Consider the following 25,840-nt stretch of genomic DNA (forward strand, 5'->3'; position numbering starts at 1 on the left):
TTTTATATGAATGACCCGCTTTTAGAGATGAAAGAATTAAGTATCGTAGTAAAACATACAAATCAAACAATCATTCAATCTCTCTCGTTTACTATATATTCTGGAGATATGGTAGGCATTGTTGGGGAAAGTGGGAGTGGTAAGAGCGTTACCGCACAGGCAATTTTAGGCTCCATTCCTACGTCGTTTAATATGGGTGGTTCCATATTATTTGAGGGAGAATACATTTCTTTTCAGAAAAAAACAAGTTTATTGGGACTGAAATTTGTTATATTCCTCAAGACTATTCAAACGGCTTTTCTCCTTTCTTTAAAATAGGCTCTCAAATGAATGAACAATTGGCAACACATACTTCTTTATCAAAAAAACAGAGAAAGAAAAGAATTCTTGACATGTTAGAAAGAGTACAACTACCGGCTGAAAAAGTTTATTCTTCTTATCACTTTGAACTTAGCGGTGGGCAGTTACAACGAGTAGTTATTGCTTCTGCCATGATTCTTAATCCAAAGCTTCTTATATGTGATGAAATCACAACCGCATTAGACCCTAAAAATGCTGACCAAATTATGCAGCTTTTAAAAGACTTGCAAACACAATATAATACCGCCATTATTTTTATTAGTCATCAGCTTCATCATGTAATGAACTATTGTGACCAACTTGCTGTTATGTATGGTGGAGAATGGATGGAATACGGTCTAACAACTAAAATTAAAAAGAACCCTACACATCCGTATACACAACTACTTTTGAATACAATCCCAACGATTAAGGCAGATGCTGAACATCTTCAACTTATTCCTGGCGAACCTGGTGAAGTGAATCGTGAAGGCTGTCCATTTGCAACAAGATGTCCTTATTGTGAACCCGTTTGCCTTCATTCACATGTTACATTAAAGGGAACACCCCTTCATCAAGTAGCTTGTCACCTTGTTACTACGAAAGAAGGAGAGGGAACAACAAGTGACTCTATTAAAAGTCCAGTCTATATCTAAAAACTACGGTAAACTTCCAGCTCTTGACAATATTTCTTTTTCTATAAGTGAAGGAACAGCGTTAGGAGTTGTAGGGGAAAGTGGGAGTGGCAAAAGCACACTTATCAAGAGTATATTAAGTATGGAAAGCATCCATTCCGGTCATATTCTTTTTTTAAATCAAGATATTCATAAGTTAAAAGGTAAGCAGAAAAGAGAGTTGTATAAAGATATTCAAATCATTATGCAGGATCCTTCTTCTTCATTGAATGCTAAGCTTCCAGTATGGAAAAGTATGGTTGAACCAATTAGTAATTTCCGTGATCGAAAAGATACCTTATACCCAAATCTTTCTTTATTTGACATTGCCAAGAAGGTTGGTAAAATGGTTGGATTAAAAGAAGAGCACCTTACTAAATATCCTCATGAGCTTAGCGGTGGTCAAAAGCAACGGGTTTCTATTGCTAGAGGGATTAGTCTTCATCCAAGATTACTTATATTAGATGAGCCCACCTCAAGTCTTGATGTTTCCATACAAGCTCAAATTCTAATGCTGTTAAAATCTCTTAAAAAAGAATTGCAAACTTCATTTTTATTCGTTTCACACGATTTAACGGCTGTACGTTTTTTATGTGATGAGATAGTAGTTTTAAAAGAAGGGAAGCTATTGGAACGCTTTTCTTCCGACGATATATTAAAAGAAGAACGTCATGATTATACAAAACAACTTATACAGTATACTGCTATATAAAGCTGGCTAAGAAGGAGAAAGTAATGAGATCTGTATTAACTTCAGCTCCTTTACATAAAGGAAGCATTTTTACACATCGTGAATACTTAACATTAGCAATTCCCCTGATCATATCAGGGATCTCTACGCCAATATTAGGAGCTGTTGATACAGCTGTTGTAGGAAGATTGCCTGATGCATCAGCAATTGGTGCAGTAGCACTTGGAGCTGTTATATTTAATACGATGTATTGGTTGCTCGGTTTTTTACGCGTAAGTACAACAGGACTTACCTCACAAGCAAATGGTGCAAATGATGCTAAGGAAATGGCTCTAGCTTGTTTACGTCCTATGTTTTTGGCTGTATTTATAGGGTCGTTATTTATCATTTTACAGATTCCGATTTTAAAGCTCTCACTCTATTTATTTGGTACCTCAGAATCAGTAGGAAACCTTGTTTCTACTTATTATTCGATTCGAATTTGGGGAGCTCCTTTTGCCCTTTTAAATTATGTTTTGATCGGATGGCTGATGGAAATTTACTAGGTAAGGTAAAACTTTCGTTAAGCACTCAAATTACAATGAATGTGCTAAACATTGTGTTAGATCTCTTATTTGTTCTCGTGTTTGGTCTAGGAGTGGCTGGGGTAGCATATGCAACGGTTATAGCTGAAATTAGTGCTATTTTTATCGGTCTATTCTTTATGATTCGTACAAAGTTGATTGACTTATCACTGATTCAATGGAGAATCTTAATTGAAAAAGCCCCTTTAGTGAAAATGCTCAAAGTAAACCGAGATTTTTTCTTCGGTCAATTTGCTTGTTAATAATGACGGTTACTTTTACAACAATAGGTGCAAGACTGGGAGAAACAGCATTAGCAGCTAATGCGATCTTATTGCAAATTCATTATTTGATGGCCTATTTACTTGGAGGGTTTGCAAATGCTTCTAGTATTGTAGTCGGAAGATCCATTGGTAGTAAGCAGTTTCCTCTTTTCAAGCGAGCGTTATCACTATCTCTATTTTGGGGAACTTTATCAGCTTGTTTATTATCGTTAATTATGCTGCTGTTTGATGAGGGTATCTTCAATTTTTTTACAACGATAGAAGAAGTAAAGAATGCAGCTGTTGATTTAGGAATTTGGATGGTTATTTATCCAATCGCTGGTTTTTGGGCACTTCAATTGGAAGGGATCTTCGCAGGAGCGACAGATGCTAAATCTGTTCGAAACTCAATCTTTTTTGCGTTGCTTGCGTTTGTCATCGTAATCATCATATATGGTAAAGGTATTTCTCCACACGAACTATGGCTGTCATTTACTGTGTTTACTTTGGGTCGAACGGTATTTTTATCAATGTATGTTAGGAAGATTGAGAGAAGTAACTTTTAGGTAGGCTGTTCAAGTAGTGTTAATATAATGTGTATTGTCCTTCATAAATTGTCTGTTGAAGGACTTTTTCCTATTTGATCTAATAAGGTTGATTCTTCAGTGTTTTTAAACTCAAAGGTGTAGCCACTTTTTCTCTCATCTTTATGTCTCTAATAGCTTTTATAAGTAATTAATCCCATTGTAAATATTACCAAAATATGACACAATTTGATAGATTTCCTGGTAAACTAGTAATAATTGTAATTATAGATAATAATACGTTAATTCTATTAAAATTAGGTGAGGATAATATGAGAAATTTGTTTTGGATTTTTTCGGCATTATTCATTATTTATGGACTAGCATCATTGTGGACAAATAGAATAAACATTGGAATTGTGTTTATTCTATTTCTTGGAATGATCTGTTTAGTAGTAAGTATTTATTTCAGGAAGTTAAAACAATATATTCAAAGAAGAAAAAAGCTTAAAAGAACAATTATTATTGTGTTATCAATAGGACTACTTACAGCAGCAAGTTTAGAAGCATTGCTATTAAGCGGGATGATTGAAAAGGAGCCTAAAACCGTTGATTATATTCTCGTTTTTGGTGCTGGAGTAAAAAATGGTTCCCCAACCCCTGTGTTAAAAAATCGTTTGCAAAAAGCAATTGAAATACATGGTAAATATCCAGAATCTAACATAATCGTGTCAGGTGGACTTGATACTGGTGAGCAATATACGGAAGCTTTTGTTATGAAGGAATACCTTATAATTAATGGTATACCAGAGCAAGTAATAATAATGGAGGATAAAGCAACAAGTACAAAAGAAAATGCTGATTTCAGTCAAAAGCTAATGTCAGGGAAATCACAAGAAGTAATGGTTGTAACTAGTAATTATCATTTATTTCGTGCAAGTTATTATGCAAAGAAAGCAGGACTTACTCCTTATCGTGCGGGAGCCCCTATTCCACTAAGTATTGTTCCACTTACACATTTAAGAGAAATGATGGGGATAGGGAAAATGTTGGTGGAAGATGTCCTTGATTAGCTGGAAGCAAAATCTAAGCCTTAAATATTACTATAATGATCTGTTATAATTTAATGATTGGTGAAAAAAGATTTTATAGTATTAAAATTCTATAATTAGGAAGAGGATGTATTACGTGAGAAGAAAGATATTCATTATTAGTGCATTTATCCTCATTATTGTACTTTTGCTTACAGGTACATATAAATTAATGAACTTAAGAAATTATCAAGTTTTTGGTGATTTGACCGACAGAGTTCAGACAGATAAAAAGGTTGTGTACTTACATTTGATGACGGACCAACAGATAATGTAGATAAAATATTACCACTATTAGATCAATATAATGCGAAAGCGACGTTCTTCTTAATTGGTAGTGAATTAGAAAACAATATGGATTTCGGTCAAAAGTTAGTGGAAGCAGGACATGATATTGGAAATCATACATATTCCCATGAACGGATGATATTCAAAAAAATGTCATTTATTAAGAAAGAAATAACAAGGACGAATGAATTAATCCGTCAAATCGGATATAAGGGAGAAATTGATTTTCGTCCTCCTAACGGTAAGAAATTAATTGGATTGCCATATTATTTAAAAGAGGAAAGCATTGAGACAATAATGTGGGACCTTGAACCTGATACCTACTATACATCTTCTGCAGATAAAATTTCGTATGTGAAAAACAATGTAAAGCCAGGTTCAATTCTTTTGCTTCATCCAATGTATGATGAAATTGAACTACAAACGCTTGAAGGAATTTTAAAAGCATTATCAGAAGCAGGCTATTCGTTTACAACTGTTAATGAATTGCAAAGTTTAAACGGAAGCTGATTAACGCAATGAAGAAATAAAGAATTGGAGTGAATACTAGACAAAGTGTTCACTCCTCTTTCATTTATATTTTTGTGTAGTAGATTTGTATTTATTATCACCAGGTAGATTTTTTACTGTGTTCCATGCATCTATCGCATCGTTTCTACTTTTTCCTTTATTGATCGGATCTTGATAGAAATCTCTAATAAATTGATTATATTCAAATTGAGGGGAAATTACTTTAGTAAAAGAAGGATCCTTTTTTCTTTCTTCTTCATCGTACCAAGCTTTAACAACATCTTGAAACGTTTTTCCAGGGTTGTTTTTAAAAAAGCTTTGTATGTAAGTAGAAAAATGAAATTGTTTGCCGATTTCTTTTATAAAAAACTCTCTGATATCTTGGCTGCATTTGTGATTTAAAACAATGACCGTATCTAAAGAGAGAGAATCATATTGCTTTGCTTTTGATCCTTTTTTCTTTGGAGCTTTAGTGATGACACCCGTTGATAGAAACATGATTATTCTTTCCGTTAGTTCTAATTTTGGTCCATATGATGGTATACCAAGTTCTTTACAAAAAGTAGCAAGCTCTTCTTTTAGCCAATAATAATTTTTGAAATCTTCAATGTTTATTTCTTTAGATAACTTTGGTCTCATTATTTATTAAACTCCTTTAATATTTGAAAACATCATCGAACATAAGTTCTATTATATAGAAAATATTGGTATTGAACAAGGGGGAACAGTAATAAAAAGTTATTTTTTATGCTATAACACTTTTCATAAGTTATAATAAAATAATAATTTATTGTAAGGGGGATCTAATGAATACAAATAGAGAAAAATGGTCATCAAAATTTGGTTTTATCATGTCCTCTGCAGGGGCTGCGATAGGACTCGGGGCAATATGGAAATTTCCCTATGTAACAGGTACGAGTGGTGGTGGAGCATTTTTACTGCTCTTTATTTTGTTTACTGTTCTTATAGGTTTACCAATGTTAATCTCAGAATTTATTATTGGACGTGGTGCACAGAGAGAAGCTGTTTCCGCTTATAGAAAACTAGCACCAAACAGTTTATGGACAATTACTGGACCATTAGGAGTTATTGGGTGCTTTTTATTGCTTTCGTTCTACGCTGTTGTTGGAGGCTGGGTGCTAATATACACGATAATGGCTATTGGTGGTCGTGTGATTGAATCTAATGCAAATTATCCTGAATTATTTGGGAGCATTACAGCAACACCACTTGTTACACTTCTAGGTTTAGCTGTATTTTTACTTATAAACATGATTGTCATTTCAGTAGGAATAAAAAATGGAATTGAAAAAGCAAGCAAGTATATGATGCCGATATTATTCATTCTTTTTTTAATTTTGGTTGTTAGAGCATTAACATTAAATGGTGCGATGGAAGGAGTACGATTTTTCTTACAGCCTGACTTTTCAAAAATCACCGCTGAATCTGTTCTTTATGCACTCGGACAATCCTTCTTTGCATTAGCAGTTGGTTTTTCATGTATGGTTACATATAGTTCATACTTAGAGAAAAATGTGAGTATTCCATCTTCAGCAAGTACAGTTGTTGTCATGAATATACTAGTATCGTTGTTAGCAGGCCTTGCCATTTTCCCAGTTGTTTTTGCGTTTGGATTAGAACCAGCAGAAGGACCGGGGTTGCTATTTATGGTGCTGCCTGCTGTCTTTTCGCAAATGCCTTTAGGTGAGTTGTTTTTAGCGATATTTCTTTTGTTGTTCTTATTTGCAACCTTAACATCTTCGTTTAGTTTGTTAGAAATCATCGTTTCAGCATTTACTGAAAATAAAAGAGCTACACGCAAAAGAACAGCATGGTTATCTGGGATTGTTGTGTTTTTTGCCGGAATACCTGCAGCATTATCGTTTAGTAAACTACAGAACTTTCATGTTTTCGGAAAAACAATATTTGATGCTACTGATTTCTTGGTTAGTAATATTATGTTACCGTTAGGCTGCCTACTTATTGCTCTTTTTATCTCCATTAAAATGAATAAACAGCTAGTAGAAGAAGAGTTTAGTATAGGTCATTCACTATCATCTACGTTTTTTAAAGTATGGAATTTTCTTATGAAATGGGTAGTACCAATTACCATTGTTGTTGTCTTTTTAAGTACACTTGGTATTATTTAATAAAGATTAAATAAGAACGATGTTTGTATTCAAAAGGGGTTTGAGGTTTTGAAGTACAAAATTAGAAATAACCGTACTATTTGAACAGTAATTCGCACTTAAATTAACAGATAATTTTATTAGTAAAAATGCTTGGAACATTGTGTCTCCAAGCATTTTTTACACTAAATTTGAAAAATAAACGGAAAAATTCCGTTTAAATCGAGAAAAACCAACATTTTCGACAAAATAAGGGGAGTTTTTCCTCTTATATGAATCTATTCTTTAGATTTAGTTATATATATAGAAGTTAACCGGAATATATCCGCTTAAAACGTCTTCTTAAGCACCTAGCATATACCTTAAACGGAATTTCTCCGCCTATCAATTCCTATACCTCTACGAACAGTATCTTTTCCTTTTTTGTACTTAAAAAAAGAAATACTTATTTATTCTTTTGTTTATAAAGGATATTTTTTTATTGATAAACGATAAAATAATATCTATAATTAATAAGGTAACTGAATTTAAAATACATAATAAGGTGGAGATAAAACTTGTCTGTTTTATTAATACTGGGTGTTATGGCAATCATATTAATGCTGTTTTTCAAGGAACCCATAATAAATTTGTTCGTTAAAAATCAAAAAATAATGAACCTTCTTAAACGTAAAAGTTGGTTTCACAATCCTTGGCTATCGGGTCTTTTTTTATTTTTTATTAATGCTTTTCTCTTTTTGATAACAGGAGTTATTCTGTATACTCTAACTTTTTTTATGATCCCATTTGTTCATTTATTTGTAATGGCATTTGCAGTGATTGTGAGTGTTGTTGTATGGAGCATGCTTAATTATGCTTGGGAAGGTACAAAGCTTAGACGATTGAAAATGGGGGCAGTTGGAAGTAGTTTCTACCTGATTTTAACGATCATCTTTTTCTATTTTTTAGTAACATTAGAGCCTCTTTACCCTGGTGAAGATACGTTTATGAGAGCAGTCGGATTCATATTTGCCATAATTGTTACTTCTGTTGCCTTTTTTACATGTTTTATTATGACGAGCTTTTCTAAAAGAAAAAACTTGAACATTTCATAATAAATAATGGAAAAAGGAGCTGCTAAAAGAAGCGGCTCCTTTTTTGTATATATGCAACAAATCTAGCATTCTATAAGTTTACTTTTTTAGCACCTAAATAACGTGGCTTCCAATACGTATTATTCATATCAGAAATTGTTACACCTGTAGATGAACCAGCATGGATAAATTTATTATCTCCAATATAAATACCAGCATGCGTTGGACCTGGTGCAGTTGTTGTGAAGAAAACGAGGTCTCCTTTTTGTGGAGAAGACACAGTTGTTGTTTCTTCCCAAATTGTTGCTACCGTACGTGATATGTTAATTCCTTGTGTGTTATAAACATAATTTAGATAACCAGAACAATCAAATCCTGTAGGAGTGCTTCCACCCCAAACATATGGAACTCCAATATATTTTTTTGCCTCAGTAATAAGTGCATCTGCATTTAATGTAATAGGTGCAGTAGCTGTTGATTCCGTTAATTTTAGCACTTGCCCTACATAAATTGAATCACTCGTTAAATTATTATACGTTTTTAACTGTGTAACACTTAAACCAGTTTTTGTAGAAATTTTCCATAGTGTATCACCAGATTGTACGGCATATGTTGTAGCAGTCGTTTCCGTTGTAGGTGGTGGAGTAACGGCAGCTTGACCTTGTACTTTTAATACTTGTCCAACATAGATAAGGTCAGATGTTAAGTTATTTAATATTTTCAAGTTTGTCACAGTCGTATTGAAGTTTTTTGCAATTAAAGAAAGGGAATCACCGGATTTTACAGTGTAGGTTGTAGTTGCTTCAACTGGTGTTTCATGTGTATGTGGAGCAATTAATGATAATTCTTGACCAACATAAATGGTAGAGGTTGTTAAGTTGTTGTATTGCATAATTTCCTGAACAGATAAGCTGTTATTATAAGATATTTTCCATAAAGAGTCACCGGATTGAACTTTATATGTTACTTCATGGGCTGAAGTTTGTTTTGTTAATCCAATTGAAATGATCCCAACAGTTGCAATCGTAAAAAGAATTTGCTTTTTCAAACACAACACACTCCTTAGTGTTAGAATTCTGTTTCTGCGAAAGTCTGAATTCATCATAACGTGTTGAAAGATTTGTTTATACCCCTAAAAATATGGAGTAACTAGAGATATTATCCAATTCACTATATAAATGTAAGCGTTTTACACATTTCTCGACAAAAAAGAAGGATTTTCCAAAACTAATAAGAAATTACATAGTATAAAAATCGAATAAAGGTGATATCGATGAATATATCAAAATTTGTAACACCCGAAATTATTTTCGGTAAAAACTCGATTAAACAAGCGGGTGAGGCATGCTTACGTCTTGGTGCTAAAAAGGTATTAATTGTGAGTGATCAAGGAGTTGCAGCAGCTGGCTGGTTAGATAAAGTTGTTAATCTTTGTAAAGAATCTTGTCTTCCTTTTGCCATATATACAGATATTACGATTGATCCAAAGGATACGGAAGTGATTAGCGGATCCCGATCTTATATAGAAAACGAATGTGATGCCATTATTGGTGTTGGTGGCGGGAGCGCATTAGATGTGGCAAAGGCTATTGCGATTGTAGCAACAAATGGAGGAGAAATTAAGGATTATGAAGGAATCGATAAAATCGTCCATCCTTTACCCCCTATGATCATGATTATGACTACAGCAGGATCCGGGTCTGAAGTTTCTCAGTTTTCTGTCATAGTAGATTCAATTCGAAAAAAGAAAATGACAATTATTTCGAAATCACTTGTACCAGACATTGCCATCATAGATCCGCTCACTTTAATGACAAAAGATAGCAGTTTAACGGCTGCAACTGGTATGGATGTTTTAACTCATGCTATTGAGGCTTATGTGAGTATCGCAGCCACACCATTAACAGATGTACAGGCGAAAAATGCATTATCCCTTGTGGCAACTTATCTAAGACCTTCTGTTGCATCAAAAACAAATGAAGAAGCAAAGGAAGCAATGGCGATGGCTAGCTTACAGGCAGGACTTGCTTTTTCTAATGCAATTTTAGGAGCGGCACACGCTATTTCTCATGCAATAGGTGGGAGGTTTCCGTTACCTCATGGTGAAATAAATGCAATACTTTTACCATATGTAATGGATTTTAATTTTATTGCTGCGCCAAAACGGTTTAAGGATATGGCAGAGTGCATGGGAATTGATACAAGAGCTTTTACTCAAAGAGAAGCTGGAAGTGCAGCCATTCAATATGTAAAAGAATTATCTGCAGATATCGGAATTCCAAAACAATTAAGAGAGGTTGGAATTTCACAAGAAATGATAGCATCTATCTGTCAAACTGCATTAGAAGATGCATGTATGATAACAAATCCTCGTGATATGAATCTTGAACAAATGAAGCAGTTATTACATCAGGTTTTGTAAGGAGGAAATTCTTTTGCTTGAAGATAAAAACGAGATGATTGCCCTGTTAACAGGTGTTGAATCTTCTAAGAAAAGCTATTATACAGAACTTAAGAAAACAGTCGATATGCTACAAAAGAAAAATATGCAGCTTGAAATTATAAACGAAGTGATGAAGAGTATTAAAATTGATATGACACTAGAAGAGATTTTAAATAATATGGTTGATAAATTAAAAAATATTATTCAATTTGATCGATTAAGCTTTTTTCTACTCCAAAATGTAAGGCTTACCTTAATTAACGTTTTTCCAGGAAACACTTTTACCATTGAACGTGGGATAGACTTACCTCGTGATAACTCTCTTTACTGGATGGCTTTAACTAAACGGCAAGTTATGTTTCAGCAGTTAGAATATCCAACCTGGAATTTTAATGAACTAGAGTTATTAAGAAACCTAAAGCTAACCAGCATTCTCGTTGTGCCCATTTATAGTAAAAACAAAGAAATTGGTGTAATCTGTATCGGTCGTTGTTTTCTTGAACATTGGCATTCAGATGACATTGCATTTCTTGAGCAGCTTGCCGATCATTTAGCAGTTAGTATAGAAAATACCCAATTATATAATGAGGTATTAAGGTCAAAGCAAGAGTGGGAGAACACATTTAAAGCAGTTGACGATATGATCATTATTTTTGATAAACATGTAAATGTTATTCAAATGAACGACTCGGTTAGGCACTTTTTGAAAACTCATCATCATAAAGATAATCTTCTACTAGAGCAACACTATAAAAGACTCGCTAATAAAACGTTTCAAACAGAAAAAACCAGTTATAAAGAAATTCATTTTGAAGATCAATCCACCTTTGAACTTTACACATATCCCGTTTATAACAGTAAAAACATCGTATACGGAGTGATTGCGTGTGTAAAAGATGTAACAGAAAAACGAAAAATGGAAGTGCAATTACTTCATTCAGGAAAATTGGCTGCAATTGGAGAAATGGCAGCAGGAGTTGCTCATGAACTAAACAGTCCACTCACTGCGATCTTAGGAAATTCACAGCTTCTATTAAGAAATGTAACGGACGAAGATGATTCTTTTACTCTTTTACGAGATATTAAAACTTGTGGAGTTCGTTGTAAAGACATTATTAAAAGTTTACTAGCTTTCTCCAGACAAGAAGAGTATACATTTCAATCTTTTCATATAAATGATGCGGTGAAACAGGTGTTAAATTTATTAAAATATCAATTGGAAAAAAATCAAATAACTGTCATCACAAACTTACATGAAGATCTTCCAATGATCGAAGGAAGTCAGCAGCAAATTGAACAAATTATTATTAATCTGCTACTAAATGCAAAAGATGCAGTAGAAGTGTTAGTAAATGATGATAAAGAAATTGAAATCATGACATCACTTGAAAATCAATCAGTTAAGGTCTCGGTCCGTGACAATGGTATTGGCATAGAACAAGAACGCTTATCAAAAATTTTCCATCCTTTTCATACAACAAAAGAAGCTGAAAAAGGAACTGGTTTAGGCTTATCAGTAAGTATAGGAATTGCTAAAACACATGGTGGAAGTATTGATGTAAAAAGTGAAGTAAACAAAGGTAGTACTTTTCAACTCGTGTTGCCACTTCAACCATTAACTAAAACTGAGGTGAGTGTATGATTTCGATTTTAATTATTGACGATGAAGTGGAAATTGGTTATTTTTTATCTCGTCTTTTTCAGTCTAAAGGATATCATGTGAAGGTTGTTAATAGTGGAAAAGAATTTTCTGAAATTGACTTTTCACTAGAGCAATTTCATGTTGCTATGATTGACCTGAAATTACCGGATGCAAATGGTCTTACACTATTGCAAAATCTAAAACAAGTTCAACCCACATGTAAAGTAATGATCATGACAGGATACAGTACCATTAAGACAGCTGTCGATGCGATCAAACTAGGTGCGAGTGATTATATAGAAAAACCTTTTGACGATATTGATTTATTAGAAAAGCAAGTAGAAAAATTGCTAGGATCTACCTGTTTTTCAAATCAACATCATATCGAAAAGATACCGTGAATCAGGTCTTATTGTTGGTAATAGTAGGGCAATGAATCAGCTTATTCAAACAGCTGCCAAGGTTGCAGGAAAACCGGTAAATATTTTAATTGAGGGTGAAACAGGTACAGGGAAAGAAGTCTTATCACGCTTTTTACATCAAGCAAGTGATCGGCATCAAGAATCTTTTATTGGTGTGAACTGTGGTGCACTCTCTGAAAACTTACTAGAAAGTGAATTATTTGGTCATGAAAAGGGTTCCTTTACTGGTGCCACCCAGCATCGAAAAGGATTATTTGAAATTGCCAGCAACGGAACCTTATTTTTGGATGAAATTGCCGAAGCATCTTATGCGATTCAGGTAAAACTACTTCGGGTTCTTGAAACAAGGGAGTTTATGCGCGTTGGTAGTGAGAGCATCCTTCGAACCAAGACTAGGTTAATAGCGGCAACGAACGAAGATCTTAAAGAAGCTGTTAAACAAAAGAAATTCAGAGAAGATTTATTTTATCGTTTAAATGTTGTCCATCTAAAAATTCCGCCATTACGAGAGAGGAAGGAGGATATTCCACTCCTTGTTCAGCATTTACTGCAACGAACAGGAACGGCACTTTCATTTTCTAATTCTGCGATAGACTTATTACAATCATATGAGTGGCCGGGAAACATAAGAGAGTTATCAAACTTTGTTACAAGAGCAGTTATGTTAGCTGATCCTAATGCAACCATTATTCAGGCTGACGAGTTACCAATAAATCACCAAACTAAAAGTCAAGTGGTAGCCTCTAATACAGATAAACAAGAAAGTAATTTAGAAAGTTATTTAAAAACATGGCTAACAGAAACATTGACTACATTTGAACAAAAAGACGAAGTTAAGCTAGATGAGGTACTTGCCCAAGTAAAAGAATTAGAATCACAGGTTGGTAAATCGTTTATTATGCGAACGTTAAAAGACACGCATGGAAACAGGAAAGAAGCTGCAAAACGACTGCAAATTACAATGAGAAAGCTGAGATATTTGTTAAACGAAAAAACGTAATAACACTTTGATTATGATAAAATATTTATTATAATAAGCAAGAATGACAATAATTGTCCTATAAGGAGATAAAGAAAAAATCATGTCGAATTCAGAAAATAATACAAATGAAAAAAAGAAAGTAAGTCTTAAGGAATTAATGGAGCAACAATTGGCTAAAAAGAAAGAAAAGCTTTCTAATAATAAACAATCATTAAATGGTGCTGCTTCTAATCAAAAAATGAAAAGTCAGCAACACAAAAAAACAAGTAATACACGAAGAAAAATGGGTTCATAAACGAACTTTTAAAAAGGACATTTTCTTAATAAAAGAAGATGTTCTTTTTATTTTCTATTGAAATTTCTGTTTGTTCTCCTTGCGTGATACAACGCTTTATCCAGCATCAGTTTTTAAGAAAAGAGTAACCAAATCTAGCATTCTCTACGCAAATTCGGCACTGTAACAAAAAAACGGCAGAAATAAGCCGACTTTTCGGCTCTAATATCATGGTATATTGGAATCTCCTCCAATTGTAAGCGTTTATTATTTGGCACAATTCTTGCTTGTTTATTAACGAATCAATTTGAGAGGAGTTGTTTAATGATAGAAATACAATAATAGAAATAGTTTCCATTCTCTGTTCTAACACGATCTAAAGATTAATATATTTGATAGCGGTGGCACGATCACCAACAATAATTGATACATCAATTTGTCTTACATAAATTCTTTTAGCTATCCAACTTATATTTTAATATTTTAGGAGGAGATTTTAATGGTACAAAACGTAGGAACAAAAGAACTAGAATTGAGCCCTAGATTAGTTGAATTTTTAAATGGTGATAAAAAGCTTTTTATTAATGGAGAATGGGTAGAGGCAGTAAGTGGTAAAACATTTGATACATTAAACCCTGCAACTGGTGAGAAACTAGCATCTGTTTCTGAAGCAGGAGAAGAGGATATAGATGTTGCAGTAAAAGCTGCTAGAGAAGCATTTGACAATGGTCCTTGGTCAAAGATGGGAACTGCTGAAAGAAGTCGTTTAATTTATAAATTAGCTGATTTAATTGAAGAACATAAAGTAGAGCTTGCACAGTTAGAAACACTAGATAACGGTAAACCGATCCGTGAAACTGCAAACGCTGACATTCCGTTAGCAATTGAACATTTTCGATATTTTGCAGGATGGTCTACAAAGATCGTAGGACAAACAATTCCTGTACAAGGAAACTATTTTAATTACACACGTCATGAAGCAGTTGGTGTAGTTGGACAGATTATTCCTTGGAACTTCCCATTGTTAATGGCTGCTTGGAAGCTTGTACTGCCCTTGCAACAGGATGTACAATTGTCCTTAAGCCGGCAGAACAAACACCGTTATCTGCACTATATTTAGGGAAATTAATTAATGAAGCTGGCTTCCCTAAAGGTGTTGTTAATATCGTTCCAGGGTTTGGTCAAACAGCTGGTTCACCATTAGTAAATCACCCGTTAGTAGACAAAGTGGCTTTCACTGGTTCAACAGCTGTTGGTAAAGCAATTATGAGACAGGCAAGTGAATCATTAAAACGTGTAACACTTGAGCTTGGTGGAAAATCACCTAATATCATCTTACCTGATGCTGATCTTTCAAAGGCTGTGCCTGGTTCTTTAATGGGAATTATGTTTAACCAAGGTCAAGTATGCTGCGCGGGTAGCCGTCTTTATGTACAGAAAAAACAATACGATAATGTTGTTGCAGATTTAGTATCTTTAACAAAAGATATCTCTCAAGGTAATGGATTATTAGAAGCAACAACAATGGGACCTCTCATTTCAGCACAACAGCAAAATCGTGTAAAAGGATACATTGATAAAGGAATTGAAGAAGGAGCAGAAGTTCTAGCTGGAGGTAATATTCCATTTGAACAAGGTTATTTCGTAGCTCCTACCATCTTCGCCGATGTTAATAATTCAATGACGATCGCAAAGGAAGAAATCTTCGGACCGGTTGTTGCTGCAATGCCGTATGATGACTTAGATGATCTTGTTGACAAAGCAAATGACTCTAACTATGGTCTAGCAGCTGGTGTTTGGACACAAGATATTAAAAAAGCACACTACATTGCACACCGTATTAAAGCAGGAACTGTATGGGTAAACTGCTACAATGCATTTGACGCAGCAAGTCCATTTGGCGGATATAAGCAATCAGGTATCGGCCGTGAAATGGGAAGCTATGCGTTAGAAAATTACACAGAAGTAAAAAGTGTTTGGGTAAATATGGATTAATTGCTGAAGGTAAGAGGTCGTCAATCTGATGACCTCTTTTAATTTGGTTTTAGATAACGGGAAAAGTGTCGATTTTTGTCTAATCGAAGATAAATCGTTCGAAATCGAAGGTAAATTTTCATAATCGAAGATAAAACATTTAAAATCGAAGATAAATCTCAGTAATCGAAGATAAAATCTCCGTAATCGAAAATAAAACGTTCGAAATCGAAGATAAATCTCCATAATCACAGATAAAATCTAATATCAGTCAGCCAAAGACAAAAATTATAACGGTTTCCGCCCATTAAAAATAATTTCTGCCATAAAAGGCGAGTATTCTTTAATAATCCGTTCAGATTCACTAGATAAAATGCCACTTTCATATGTATACAATCTCTTTTTAACATAAGGAACAGATTCGATAAAGTTTTCCATTTGTAAATAGTTATCCTTAACACCAAAAACAATATGTCGTATATTTGCCATAACAATAGTTGTTAAACACATCATACAAGGTTCAACAGTTGTGTAGATTGTACAATTTTCAGCATGTTTTTTTAAATAGGCTGCACAGCTATGGATCGCATTTATTTCAGCATGTGCCACTTCGTTTTCTAATGTGCTTATCCGATTAGATCCTCGCGAAATGATTTTACCATCATGAACGATCACAGCCCCAATTGGCCGATCTCCGCGTTTTCCTGCTTCTTCAGCTTCTTTTAAAGCTTCATTCATATAAAAAGTATGATCTATCACATGTATGCCTCCTATAATCTTTATTATAATATAGTATAAAACTAGATTAAGGGAGTTTCAAAATGAATTTCTATACAAAGAGCGCATTAAATCAGATCAAGCTAGCTCTTGATTCTGTATCTAACATTATTAATCAGTTGAAAGAGGAAGATTTACATATAAAGACTTTAGCAACTAAACGCTCAATTGGTGAGCTTTTGGAACATATTTCAGTGTTATGTGAAGCTGATCTACTTATTTTAAATGGGGCAACAGAAGGAGAAATGTCATCATTTTATAGTGCTCATCCATACGAAACATTGGAAGATTTGCAACAAGCTTTAGAAAAACATTATAAAATACTTGAAAAAGCATTTTTAAATTATACAGAAAACGAGCTTTTAGAAATGACTACTTCATATTGGGGTGTTACATATTCTAGATATGAATGGCTGTTAGAAATAATAGCTCATCTTTATCACCATAGAGGGCAGCTACATTCACTGCTCGTATATCACTTCAAAAAGGATCTTAACGTCTCTTTATTCGAATAACTAATAACAACAATGGATATTGGTTAAGAATCTGGGAAAATTATCATTAACTATATAATGATTGGTGGTTAGTGATATATGGAATGGGATTTTATCTGGAAAGCTATTCTCATCGTTCTGGTTGGAACAGTTTTATTGAGAATTGCAGGAAGAAAAACAATTTCTCAGATGACATTAGCTGAGACAGTATTAATGGTTGGTATTGGTTCTCTCCTTATTCAGCCTGTTGCGGGTAAAAATGTTTGGACGACATTTTTAGTCGGAGGAATATTAGTTGGGACTCTTTTAGTTATGGAACTTCTTCAAATGAAATCAGACAAATTTGAAAAAGCGATCACAGGTAAAGCAAAGATTATCATTGATAACGGAAATCTAAATGAGAAAAACCTAAAAAAATTAAGATTATCTGTAGATCAACTTGAAATGATGCTCCGCCAAAATAGTATATCCAAAATTAGCGATGTAAAATGGGCAACCTTAGAACCAAATGGCCAATTAGGCTATGAGTTAAAACAAGAAGCGCAGCCTGTTACAAAGAAGGATTTTGACGATTTTAAACAAACAATTGTTAACTTAATACCTAGCAATGCTCAACTTACTCATATAAATGAAATTTTAGGCTTAATTAACAATCATACACAGCCAGAAAGTAAAGAGGACATTTTTGCAGAAGTGAAACATAAACGACATAAAGAAGCTCCTCCAAAGCACTTACAATAATTTTTCGTAAAAAACATCAATAAATGTAATATTTTAGTTAATTTTGAAAAAATATGTAGTATAATAGGATTGTTATTTATAATAAATCCCTAAGTAGACCTCCCGTTTTCTTAGGGATTTATTATATTAACTTGAAAAGAGGCATTGAAAGGTCGATTCTGAGTAATACCTCCGTTTTTTAGTCGAGTTTCTTTGCTGTTTTTTCTTTCTTGGGCCAAATAAAATAGCTTGATGTAATGTATAAATCAATCGCTAAAACGATTAACCATACTTTTACCATTGTATTGAGTGCTTCGGTTCTTTGTGGATCCTGGATAAAGATGATCATCATTTCTAAGATTGCCACACCAATTATAAATGCGACAACGTGCTTGATAAATCCTTTTCCATAATGCCTAGCAAAAGGAATGCCGTATCGTTTCACGGCTTAGCTGACGATTTTTTCATAATATAAAATTGGAATTTTTCGTCCATCCAATTAATCATACTTTTTCCATATGCCAGAGAAACTCCGATATAAACTGCAGCAATTCCATGTGCAAGAGTTGCTGATGCTCCGCGGTACAAATCAATGCTTGTAATGATAATTAACAAAAGGTCAATAATGGGGGTAGAAGCTAACAGTATAAAACCTAGTTTTTGAAACTGCAGTAAATATCGTGCCGTTAACCCTAGTAATATAACAATCCAAAATGAAACCTCGCATGCAATAATAATCCATCCTATATAATTCATAAATACCTCTCTTTATGAAATGGTAATATCTAACACTATTTTAGCACTTCTTACTTTTATTTGTTACATTTAAAAAATATATTCTAATAGATCCATAGAAAGGAGCAATATGATGAATTTTCATTTAAATGAAGCAATTGAGGTATTATCGAGAACACCAAAAACATTGGAGCATTTTTTATCTGGACTTTCTGATCAATGGCTGCATTGTAATGAAGGGGAAGGAACGTGGAATGTTTCTGAAATTGTTGAACATTTAATTGAAGCTGAACTACATAATTGGATTCCTAGATTAGAATCAATTCTACATGATGGAAAGAACAAACACTTTCCTTCATTTGATCGTTTTTCACATTTGACTAAGCCTGAAAGTACGATTGAAGAAAAACTATTAACTTTTAATCAACTTAGAGAAGCAAACATTGAAAAATTAAAAGAACTTATTAATCCTCATCATCATCTAGATATCGAAGGAACACATCCCGCTTTCGGTGTGGTCAAAATAAGAGAGCTTCTTTCAACCTGGGTTGTTCATGATCTTACACATATTTCGCAAATCGTTAGAGTAATGGCAAAGAGGTATTATGATGACGTTGGACCTTGGAAGGAATATTTGGGAGTATTAAAGAAATAGATTTTTAATGATGCGAATTGTAAGAATATCTTCTCAAAACAAGGAGTTTTCAATAATGAAGATTAGAGCCCTACAAAAGGAAGAAACACCGCCAATAGAATTATTATTACTTGCGGATCCTTCAGTATCTATAATTGAAGATTACCTTAACCGGGGAATGTGTTTTGTTGCTGAAAATCAGGAGAACATGGTCATAGGAGCATTAGTGCTACTTCCAACAAGACCACATTGTGTGGAGTTAGCGAATATTTCTGTTTCAGAAGATTACCGAGGAAAAGGTGTTGGAAAGTTATTGATAAAGCATGCTATTTCCGTAGCTAGAGAAAAATTATTTAAAGTAATGGAAGTTGGCACTGGAAATTCTAGCATAGATCAAATTGCCTTTTATCAAAAATGTGGATTTAGACTCACAGGCGTTGACTTTGATTTTTTCGTCAAACATTATCATGAACCGATATATGAAAATAGTATCCAATGCAGAGATATGGTGCGCTTTACTTTGGATATTGAATAAAAATGTGTTTAGTTACTTTACGCTTTGATTCATTTTGACAAATAGATTAGTAAACCAATACGCAAGAATAGCCATACCTACATCAAGAAGAAAAATATGAAAAATATTCATTCCTTTATAAAAAAGCAACAAACCAAGTTTATGCCATATAAAAGCAATTGTTGTGATTAGTACCGAAGTGATAAACATAAGAATATAAAAATTACAATTGCGATTAGTTGAAATTTGATAAGCAAACATAAATGCAACTGGAACAACTGATCCATCAACAGGAATGCTAACGGGTATATAAGGAACCATAAAATAAGGATGATCCCAATAGTTGAAACGAGTAAGAAATACGTCTAAGTAAACAAACATTACATGAAAAGAATACCCATAAAAACAGATTCTAAAGATGTTTTTACGATCAATAAAAAACAGGGTGAAAATTAATGGAACAAAAAAGAAAACTACGTTAAACCAAAATTGCCAAGTTCCAAAATGACCAAACTGTTTCCAGTATTCGAGAATTAGGTCAGTTAATTTGGCATCTAAAGATTCTATTTCTTCTAATAATTGTTCACGTGACATTGAGCGTTCTCTCCTATCGCATGATTAAAAATGGTTATTATTTTTATTATTTGCCAAACCATTTTTTTCTACTCGAGTCATTAACCAGGTTTTAGCTAGTCCTTACAAATGTATGTTATTTAGCATTAGCATTTATTTTTATATAAAAACAAAATTATGCCTCGACGATATCTTCAGGACGAGGTTTTTAAATTTTTTATAAGAAATTTTTAAAAAAGATGAATAATATACAAACTATCGACAAATGTTACAAGTACACTATACAAAGGAGGAATTGATTATGGCAAATAACTCAAATAACTTAGTAGTACCTGGAGCTGAACACGCACTTGACCAAATGAAGGTGGAAATCGCAAATGAATTTGGTGTAGATCTTGGCGGTGAAACAACATCACGTGCAAACGGATCTGTTGGTGGAGAAATCACAAAACGCCTAGTTTCAATGGCGCAACAACAACTAGGTTAATTTGAATAAGGCATCATTCTTTTAGAATTAAACATCATGTATAACTACAACTAAAGAATGAAAGATGCCATTTTAGGTTTTCTAATGTTTAGTGTTTTAAAAGATCATGAAATTGCTCATTTATATAACATTCTAGGAAAGTCAACGAAAGTAACTAAAGACAAACATCTAAGAACTGTTGTGCTTGAATTAACTGAAGAGCTGAACAGACGTCACCAAATGGCTACTGAATGACTATACTAGAACTCTAACCCCACCAAACTTATAAATGAAAAACCCCCATTATTCTTTTGAGTAATGGGGGTTTTTTAATATCAACTATGTTTTTTCTTTAGAGTTTGAAAATATTTCCTTATGAACCAAACGTGAAACATAAATAACTAATAGGTGCCAGGGAACAAACTGAAGAAAGGCACTATAATTTATTTTCACAAAGCGAACCTTTATAAGAAAATAATCGATGACTAAAAAGTACAAAAGATGATAGAAGCGATAAATTATTCCACTTTTAGAAGAGATAAAGGTAGAAAAAATACTCAGTAGTAAACTGTAAAGAGGTGCAATGATAAAATGTTCCTTCCAGGTATGTACCAACCCAACCCCAAATTTTAATTTTCTTCTAACAGCCATCGTAAACATAAAGGTCACATCAATGACAACAATTGTTAAATATTGAGCCAATTTAAGAGCCCCAATCTTTTCTCTTTTCAATCAGTTTATAAAAATAATCGCTTATATAAAAATACATAAGCATTAAGACTGTAGTGAATTTTGGATTCCACCAGTTTGTTTTATAAATTCCCAGGCGAAGAAATAATTTTTCAACTATATAAAAGTATGTGATGAAGGAAACTTTCCACCGCCAATTCTTTTTATAAATCGTTAAAAACGTTGCTGTAATGGGTACATAAAAGGCTTGAGATAAAATTGCTCCAAGAATATTATCTAAATATTTTATTTTTAAGATGGAGGGTTTATATGTGTATGCTTGAAAAAGGTTCAGTACAAAGTATTCAAAAAAGAAAGCAAAGCCAATATTTGATAGCAGAAGCGTCCATGTGTATTCTCTTTTTCGTTTTAGTAATTGAGAAAAAATAATAAGATGAATAATTGTTAATAAAAGAAATGGTATAGAGTTTCTATTCAAATGTCCTTTGCGCAATGGTATCACCAACTCATGACTAATATAATATTTTGATTCCTCAAATATCTCTTACCTTTATCTTTTGTTATTATTTGTTTTTTTACTCAAATAACGAAATACCCGATTGATTTGGTACAATGGAATGGAATCTCCTTGAAAGAGAGGAAAAAAGATGGATACAAGATTATTAAGTAAAAAACACGCAGCTGCTTATAAAAGTCTAAGATTAAAGGCGTTACAAGAGCATCCAGAAGCATTCAGCTCTAGTTATGAGGAGGAAGTCGCATATTCTATAGCTACTGTAGAAGAGAGGTTAAATGCAGAAAACTCCTTCACATTTGGAGCATTTGTTGATGAAAAATTAGTTGCTATTGCTACATTGCTGCCGGAAACAAAAAACAAACTAAAACACAGAGCTAATATCTTCGCTGTTTATGTTAATACTAGCTACCGTAAAACGGGAATAGGTAAAAAGTTAGTAGAAGCAGCCATTAATAAATCAAAGTCTATTGAAGGAATCGAGCAACTTTATTTAACTGTTTCATCAAGCAATATAGCAGCAAAAAACCTTTATCAATCATTAAGTTTCAAAACATATGGTACTGATAAAAAGGCATTAAAAGTTAAAGAAACTTATTATGATGAAGAACTTATGGTACTATATTTGTAATACAACGGCGTATTGTCATGCAAATGCAAAAGGCTACAAACAGATTGGTTACTTAGTGAAAGTAGCCATACAACTTTTAAATAAAGAAATATCTCTCCGAAACACACTTGGATGGTGGCAACATGACTGAAAAGAAAAAAATACAAGAAGCAGACTTATATAAACCAATCCAAAATTATTTTACCCGAGAAGGATATGACGTTTATGGTGAAGTAAAGGATTGCGATATTGCGGCAGTAAAAGATGACGAGCTTATCGTGGTGGAACTAAAGCTTAATTTAAGTATTGAGTTATTAATTCAAGCAACTAAGAGGCAGCGCTTAACCGATCAAGTGTATATTGCTATTCCAAAGCCACGCTATAATAAGCGGTCGAAGCGATGGTCTGACCTATGTCATCTTATTAAAAGACTGGAACTTGGTCTAATTATCGTATCTTTCACGGGAAATCGAAAGAGAATGGAGATGATTTTTCATCCAACTACATATAGTAAACAACGTAAACAACAGAAGTGGAAACGAGATTCAGTACTTAAAGAGATAAATGGAAGAAGTGCTGATTATAATATTGGAGGAAGCAGTCGAACGAAAATTATGACTGCTTACAAAGAAAATTGCATTCAAATTGCATGCTATTTAATTGAATTCGGTGAACTCTCTCCTAAAAAGTTAGTACAATTAGGAACAGGTTCAAAAACATCCTCCATCTTAACCAAAAACTTTTATGGTTGGTTTCATCGAGTGAAAAGAGGCATCTATACCATAACTGACAAAGGAAAGCTTGAAATAAAAGAGTTTCCTGAATTAGTAGATTATTATTTAGATAAAGTGAAAGAATCAGAATAATGGGGGAATATAGATGTTACTTAGCGAGAAGTTATACCATATTGGTGAGCTAGAGGGATTCTCACCGCAAATTGGTCGGTTAGTTTCTATGATGAATTACACACGACATACAACATTAAGAGCTGTTCATGGTTTATCTATCAAGGAACTTGACTTTCACCTAGATTCACAAAGTAATTCAATCGGTATGTTGCTGTATCATTTCGCTGATGTTGAGAAGATTTATCAAATTTTAACATTTGAAAACAGAGAACCAACAGAGTTTGAAGAAAAAGAGCTAGAATTGGGTTTGGATTTAGGTAAGAAGGGTCAAGAAAATATTAAGGGATATCCTTTAGAGTTTTATCTTGATAGACTCGAAAAAAGCAGGAATGAAACACTTAAGCAGCTCCAACAAAGAAGTGATGATTGGCTCGATGAAACAACTCCTTTTTGGAATAATTTGACCGCAAATAATTATTTTAAATGGTTCCACGTTTTTGAGGATGAATTAAACCATCGTGGACAAATAAGAATGATTCGAAAAAGATTTATTGGGTAGATTTTTTATGGTTCCAGCTTGAGTTTCTTTTTCAAGCTGGTTTTTGCAGTGATAAAAATCACATTTTAAAAAGTTGTAAAGTGATATATTTTATAGTTAGAGTAGGAACAAGTTCCTTATAGGAATGAGCCCCTATTTATTTACTCTCTTTAACGTAATAAACTATACCTACAACAGGTTTCTTTCATGTATTGGAGTTATTATGAAAATTAAAAATAGAAAAGTTAGACTTTCAACTTTATTAACAGGACTTGTAGCTGGTTCTGTTATTTTAACGACAGTTATATTATTGATAGCATCCTATCAATCTGAAAAAGAATCCCTGACAAACGCCTATCTTAATCTTAATTACTCAAAGTCGAGTAAGATGAGTAGATCGGTTGATTCGCTGTTTAAGTCAATGAGAATGAGCTTAGAAGAAACAGCAACTTTTTTGTCTGAAAACGATGATTTTAAAGATGATGAAATTCAAGATTACTTTGAGCTTTTACGTAATAACAGTAGATACTTCAATTCTTTATCTTGGATTGATGAAAGTGGTGTTGTTAGGAGTATATACCTATTTCGGTAGGTCTTAGAGGTGAAATTCTTAGTTCTGGTGAGACAAGAAATATTGTGGATTCAAAAAGGCAAACGGTATCTCAGCCATATATTGCTCCTTCTGGACGTTTAATTGTCCTGCTTGCACATCCTTTATATGATCAGAATAATCACTTTAAAGGAATGATCGGGGGATCTATTTATCTTCAGGAACAAAACGTGCTTAACGAGATTCTTGGCAACGATATCATTGATGAAAACGGCTCTTATTATTATGTTGTTGGGCCAGAAGGGAAGATTTTATTTCATCCTGACAAAAAACGAATTGGCGAAGATGTATCAGGAAATCCTATTATCGGTAAAATAATGCAAGGTAAAAGCGGAAAGGAAATTGTCACAAATACAAAAGGCGTCACGATGTTAGCGGCATACAGTGTTGTTCCAGAAACAGGGTGGGGAGTTGTTCAGCAAACACCTGTTACTTTTATCTATGAATCATTGTATGATCACATAAAAAAATTACTAATATATATTCTTATCCCTTTTGTTAGTTTACTTGCACTTTCAATTTTTATTGCTAGAAAATTAGCAAAGCCGTTTTTTGATCTTTCTAACGTAGTAAACCAAATCTCTACGGGTAAATTAGTGAGTATTCCTGAAATGAAATCTCATTGGAATAGAGAAGCTGACTTATTAACAAAAAGTGTGACAATGGCGATAGAAGGCATGCAAGATAAACATCAACAGCTTTCATACGAAGCAACAACCGATTCTCTAACAAATACTTCAAATCGCCGCCTGCTTGACGAGGTTATGAAAGAATGGGTAACAAAAAACAAGCCTTTTACACTCATCGCTTTTGATATTGATAATTTTAAAAAGGTGAATGATACGTTTGGACACCAAACTGGAGATCAAGTACTACAATTTTTAGTGAAATATGTACAAATGATGATTAGAAAAAACGATTTGCTGTTTCGATACGGCGGGGAAGAGTTTGTTCTATTAATTCCAGATGTTTCATCAACTACTGCATACTCAATTGCGGAGAAAATTCGTATATGCGTAGAAAATAATGTTTCTCCAACCGGAAAACACATTACAATATCTATAGGCATAGCCGAATTTCCATCACACACAAAACAACAGAATAAATTATTCGACTTAGCCGACCAAGCTTTATATGTGTCAAAATCACAAGGGAAAAATAGGACGACTATTTGGAATGAAAACTTATAAATGACTTCATTAAAATTCTTATCTAAGGCTGTGTGTTCAACAGCC

The 25,840-nt window shown here is 33.5% G+C and carries 29 protein-coding genes and 4 pseudogenes; 26 read left to right on the forward strand and 7 right to left on the reverse strand.

Translation table 11 applies throughout. The features are described 5' to 3' along the window. Positions 1-6: 6 nt before the first annotated feature. The 8 genes and pseudogenes from MVE64_RS27635 to MVE64_RS24985 all read left to right on the forward strand — a co-directional run bounded on the left by MVE64_RS27635 (position 7) and on the right by MVE64_RS24985 (position 4,943). Positions 7-318 (forward strand): ATP-binding cassette domain-containing protein, encoded by a 312-nt coding sequence (locus MVE64_RS27635; protein ID WP_281730423.1) that lies wholly within the window; start codon positions 7-9, stop codon positions 316-318. Then, on the forward strand, positions 273-995 hold the full coding sequence (locus MVE64_RS27640) for an oligopeptide/dipeptide ABC transporter ATP-binding protein (protein ID WP_281730517.1): 723 nt from the start codon (positions 273-275) through the stop codon (positions 993-995). The genes MVE64_RS27635 and MVE64_RS27640 overlap by 46 nt, the downstream gene beginning before the upstream one ends. After that, complete coding sequence (locus MVE64_RS24960) at positions 964-1,725, forward strand: ABC transporter ATP-binding protein (protein WP_247342133.1); 762 nt, start codon at positions 964-966, stop codon at positions 1,723-1,725. The genes MVE64_RS27640 and MVE64_RS24960 overlap by 32 nt, the downstream gene beginning before the upstream one ends. A gap of 23 nt (positions 1,726-1,748) precedes the next feature. Beyond that, entirely contained in the window at positions 1,749-2,249 is a 501-nt protein-coding gene (locus tag MVE64_RS24965) for an MATE family efflux transporter (protein WP_247342136.1), read from the forward strand. Next, positions 2,228-2,530, forward strand: coding sequence for an MATE family efflux transporter (locus MVE64_RS24970; RefSeq protein WP_247342139.1), 303 nt, complete (start codon positions 2,228-2,230; stop codon positions 2,528-2,530). The genes MVE64_RS24965 and MVE64_RS24970 overlap by 22 nt, the downstream gene beginning before the upstream one ends. Before the next feature lie 2 nt (positions 2,531-2,532). Further along, positions 2,533-3,096, forward strand: coding sequence for an MATE family efflux transporter (locus MVE64_RS24975; RefSeq protein WP_247342142.1), 564 nt, complete (start codon positions 2,533-2,535; stop codon positions 3,094-3,096). A gap of 290 nt (positions 3,097-3,386) precedes the next feature. Continuing rightward, positions 3,387-4,127, forward strand: coding sequence for a YdcF family protein (locus MVE64_RS24980; RefSeq protein ID WP_247342145.1), 741 nt, complete (start codon positions 3,387-3,389; stop codon positions 4,125-4,127). A 115-nt stretch (positions 4,128-4,242) separates the two neighbouring features. Then, positions 4,243-4,943 (forward strand): annotated as a pseudogene (locus MVE64_RS24985) (polysaccharide deacetylase family protein). 60 nt (positions 4,944-5,003) lie between these two features. Here MVE64_RS24985 and MVE64_RS24990 read toward each other — a convergent pair. Next, entirely contained in the window at positions 5,004-5,582 is a 579-nt protein-coding gene (locus MVE64_RS24990; RefSeq protein WP_247342147.1) for a DUF6434 domain-containing protein, read from the reverse strand. 167 nt (positions 5,583-5,749) lie between these two features. Between MVE64_RS24990 and MVE64_RS24995 the strand changes: the two genes are divergently transcribed. Both MVE64_RS24995 and MVE64_RS25000 read left to right on the forward strand, forming a co-directional pair. Further along, complete coding sequence (locus MVE64_RS24995; RefSeq protein ID WP_247342149.1) at positions 5,750-7,093, forward strand: sodium-dependent transporter; 1,344 nt, start codon at positions 5,750-5,752, stop codon at positions 7,091-7,093. A gap of 536 nt (positions 7,094-7,629) precedes the next feature. Further along, complete coding sequence (locus MVE64_RS25000; protein ID WP_247342152.1) at positions 7,630-8,166, forward strand: hypothetical protein; 537 nt, start codon at positions 7,630-7,632, stop codon at positions 8,164-8,166. Between the two features lie 70 nt (positions 8,167-8,236). Here MVE64_RS25000 and MVE64_RS25005 read toward each other — a convergent pair whose 3' ends face one another. Beyond that, a complete protein-coding gene (locus tag MVE64_RS25005) occupies positions 8,237-9,193 on the reverse strand; it encodes a C40 family peptidase (RefSeq protein WP_247342155.1) in 957 nt (318 codons plus the stop codon). 225 nt (positions 9,194-9,418) lie between these two features. Here MVE64_RS25005 and MVE64_RS25010 point away from each other — a divergent pair, with 225 nt between their 5' ends. The 5 genes and pseudogenes from MVE64_RS25010 to MVE64_RS25030 all read left to right on the forward strand — a co-directional run. Then, a complete protein-coding gene (locus MVE64_RS25010) occupies positions 9,419-10,567 on the forward strand; it encodes an iron-containing alcohol dehydrogenase (RefSeq protein WP_247342158.1) in 1,149 nt (382 codons plus the stop codon). A gap of 13 nt (positions 10,568-10,580) precedes the next feature. Continuing rightward, on the forward strand, positions 10,581-12,230 hold the full coding sequence (locus MVE64_RS25015; protein ID WP_247342160.1) for a sensor histidine kinase: 1,650 nt from the start codon (positions 10,581-10,583) through the stop codon (positions 12,228-12,230). Beyond that, positions 12,227-13,652, forward strand: a pseudogene (locus MVE64_RS25020) (sigma-54-dependent transcriptional regulator). Before MVE64_RS25015 ends, MVE64_RS25020 begins: the two are co-directional and overlap by 4 nt. Before the next feature lie 82 nt (positions 13,653-13,734). Next, a complete protein-coding gene (locus MVE64_RS25025) occupies positions 13,735-13,929 on the forward strand; it encodes a hypothetical protein (protein ID WP_098796986.1) in 195 nt (64 codons plus the stop codon). 478 nt (positions 13,930-14,407) lie between these two features. Next, positions 14,408-15,825: pseudogene (locus MVE64_RS25030) on the forward strand (aldehyde dehydrogenase family protein); the annotation flags it as partial. A gap of 345 nt (positions 15,826-16,170) precedes the next feature. Here the strand turns inward: MVE64_RS25030 and MVE64_RS25035 are convergent. Continuing rightward, on the reverse strand, positions 16,171-16,641 hold the full coding sequence (locus tag MVE64_RS25035) for a nucleoside deaminase (protein ID WP_247342163.1): 471 nt from the start codon (positions 16,639-16,641) through the stop codon (positions 16,171-16,173). Between the two features lie 62 nt (positions 16,642-16,703). Between MVE64_RS25035 and MVE64_RS25040 the strand changes: the two genes are divergently transcribed. After that, a complete protein-coding gene (locus tag MVE64_RS25040; RefSeq protein WP_247342165.1) occupies positions 16,704-17,174 on the forward strand; it encodes a DinB family protein in 471 nt (156 codons plus the stop codon). Between the two features lie 78 nt (positions 17,175-17,252). Next, entirely contained in the window at positions 17,253-17,894 is a 642-nt protein-coding gene (locus MVE64_RS25045; RefSeq protein ID WP_247342167.1) for a DUF421 domain-containing protein, read from the forward strand. A gap of 178 nt (positions 17,895-18,072) precedes the next feature. On the opposite strand, the pseudogene MVE64_RS25050 reads toward MVE64_RS25045, so the two are convergent. Next, a pseudogene (locus MVE64_RS25050) lies at positions 18,073-18,629 on the reverse strand (hypothetical protein). 112 nt (positions 18,630-18,741) lie between these two features. Between MVE64_RS25050 and MVE64_RS25055 the strand changes: the two are divergent. Together MVE64_RS25055 and MVE64_RS25060 are read left to right on the forward strand one after the other, a co-directional pair. Next, positions 18,742-19,263 (forward strand): DinB family protein, encoded by a 522-nt coding sequence (locus MVE64_RS25055; RefSeq protein ID WP_247342170.1) that lies wholly within the window; start codon positions 18,742-18,744, stop codon positions 19,261-19,263. 55 nt (positions 19,264-19,318) lie between these two features. Continuing rightward, positions 19,319-19,777: a GNAT family N-acetyltransferase gene (locus MVE64_RS25060; protein WP_247342173.1), complete on the forward strand. Its 459-nt coding sequence runs from the start codon at positions 19,319-19,321 to the stop codon at positions 19,775-19,777. Positions 19,778-19,789: 12 nt separating this feature from the next. Here the strand turns inward: MVE64_RS25060 and MVE64_RS25065 are convergent, their stop codons facing one another. Then, the gene (locus tag MVE64_RS25065) at positions 19,790-20,350 is read right to left on the reverse strand and encodes a hypothetical protein (RefSeq protein WP_247342175.1); all 561 of its coding nucleotides are present in this window, start codon (positions 20,348-20,350) and stop codon (positions 19,790-19,792) included. Between the two features lie 280 nt (positions 20,351-20,630). Here MVE64_RS25065 and MVE64_RS25070 point away from each other — a divergent pair, with 280 nt between their 5' ends. Together MVE64_RS25070 and MVE64_RS25075 are read left to right on the forward strand one after the other, a co-directional pair. Beyond that, positions 20,631-20,816, forward strand: a complete 186-nt coding sequence (locus MVE64_RS25070) for an alpha/beta-type small acid-soluble spore protein (protein WP_247342178.1) — start codon at positions 20,631-20,633, stop codon at positions 20,814-20,816. An 84-nt stretch (positions 20,817-20,900) separates the two neighbouring features. Then, positions 20,901-21,050, forward strand: coding sequence for a hypothetical protein (locus tag MVE64_RS25075; RefSeq protein WP_247342181.1), 150 nt, complete (start codon positions 20,901-20,903; stop codon positions 21,048-21,050). A gap of 84 nt (positions 21,051-21,134) precedes the next feature. Here MVE64_RS25075 and MVE64_RS25080 read toward each other — a convergent pair whose 3' ends face one another. Both MVE64_RS25080 and MVE64_RS25085 read right to left on the reverse strand, forming a co-directional pair. Beyond that, entirely contained in the window at positions 21,135-21,497 is a 363-nt protein-coding gene (locus tag MVE64_RS25080; protein WP_247342183.1) for a hypothetical protein, read from the reverse strand. 1 nt (position 21,498) lies between these two features. Next, complete coding sequence (locus MVE64_RS25085; RefSeq protein WP_247342184.1) at positions 21,499-21,978, reverse strand: hypothetical protein; 480 nt, start codon at positions 21,976-21,978, stop codon at positions 21,499-21,501. 154 nt (positions 21,979-22,132) lie between these two features. Here MVE64_RS25085 and MVE64_RS25090 point away from each other — a divergent pair, with 154 nt between their 5' ends. The 5 genes from MVE64_RS25090 (at position 22,133) to MVE64_RS25110 (ending at position 25,795) form a co-directional block, all read left to right on the forward strand. Then, the gene (locus MVE64_RS25090) at positions 22,133-22,630 is read left to right on the forward strand and encodes a GNAT family N-acetyltransferase (RefSeq protein WP_247342186.1); all 498 of its coding nucleotides are present in this window, start codon (positions 22,133-22,135) and stop codon (positions 22,628-22,630) included. 122 nt (positions 22,631-22,752) lie between these two features. Then, a complete protein-coding gene (locus tag MVE64_RS25095) occupies positions 22,753-23,475 on the forward strand; it encodes a DUF2161 domain-containing phosphodiesterase (RefSeq protein ID WP_247342189.1) in 723 nt (240 codons plus the stop codon). A 13-nt stretch (positions 23,476-23,488) separates the two neighbouring features. Then, complete coding sequence (locus MVE64_RS25100) at positions 23,489-24,016, forward strand: DinB family protein (RefSeq protein WP_379049884.1); 528 nt, start codon at positions 23,489-23,491, stop codon at positions 24,014-24,016. A 202-nt stretch (positions 24,017-24,218) separates the two neighbouring features. After that, a complete protein-coding gene (locus MVE64_RS25105) occupies positions 24,219-24,587 on the forward strand; it encodes a hypothetical protein (protein ID WP_247342191.1) in 369 nt (122 codons plus the stop codon). A 44-nt stretch (positions 24,588-24,631) separates the two neighbouring features. After that, entirely contained in the window at positions 24,632-25,795 is a 1,164-nt protein-coding gene (locus MVE64_RS25110; protein ID WP_247342194.1) for a sensor domain-containing diguanylate cyclase, read from the forward strand. Positions 25,796-25,840: the final 45 nt, after the last annotated feature.

Origin of the sequence: Metabacillus endolithicus (assembly GCF_023078335.1) — a bacterium.
GTDB lineage: Bacteria > Bacillota > Bacilli > Bacillales > Bacillaceae > Metabacillus > Metabacillus endolithicus.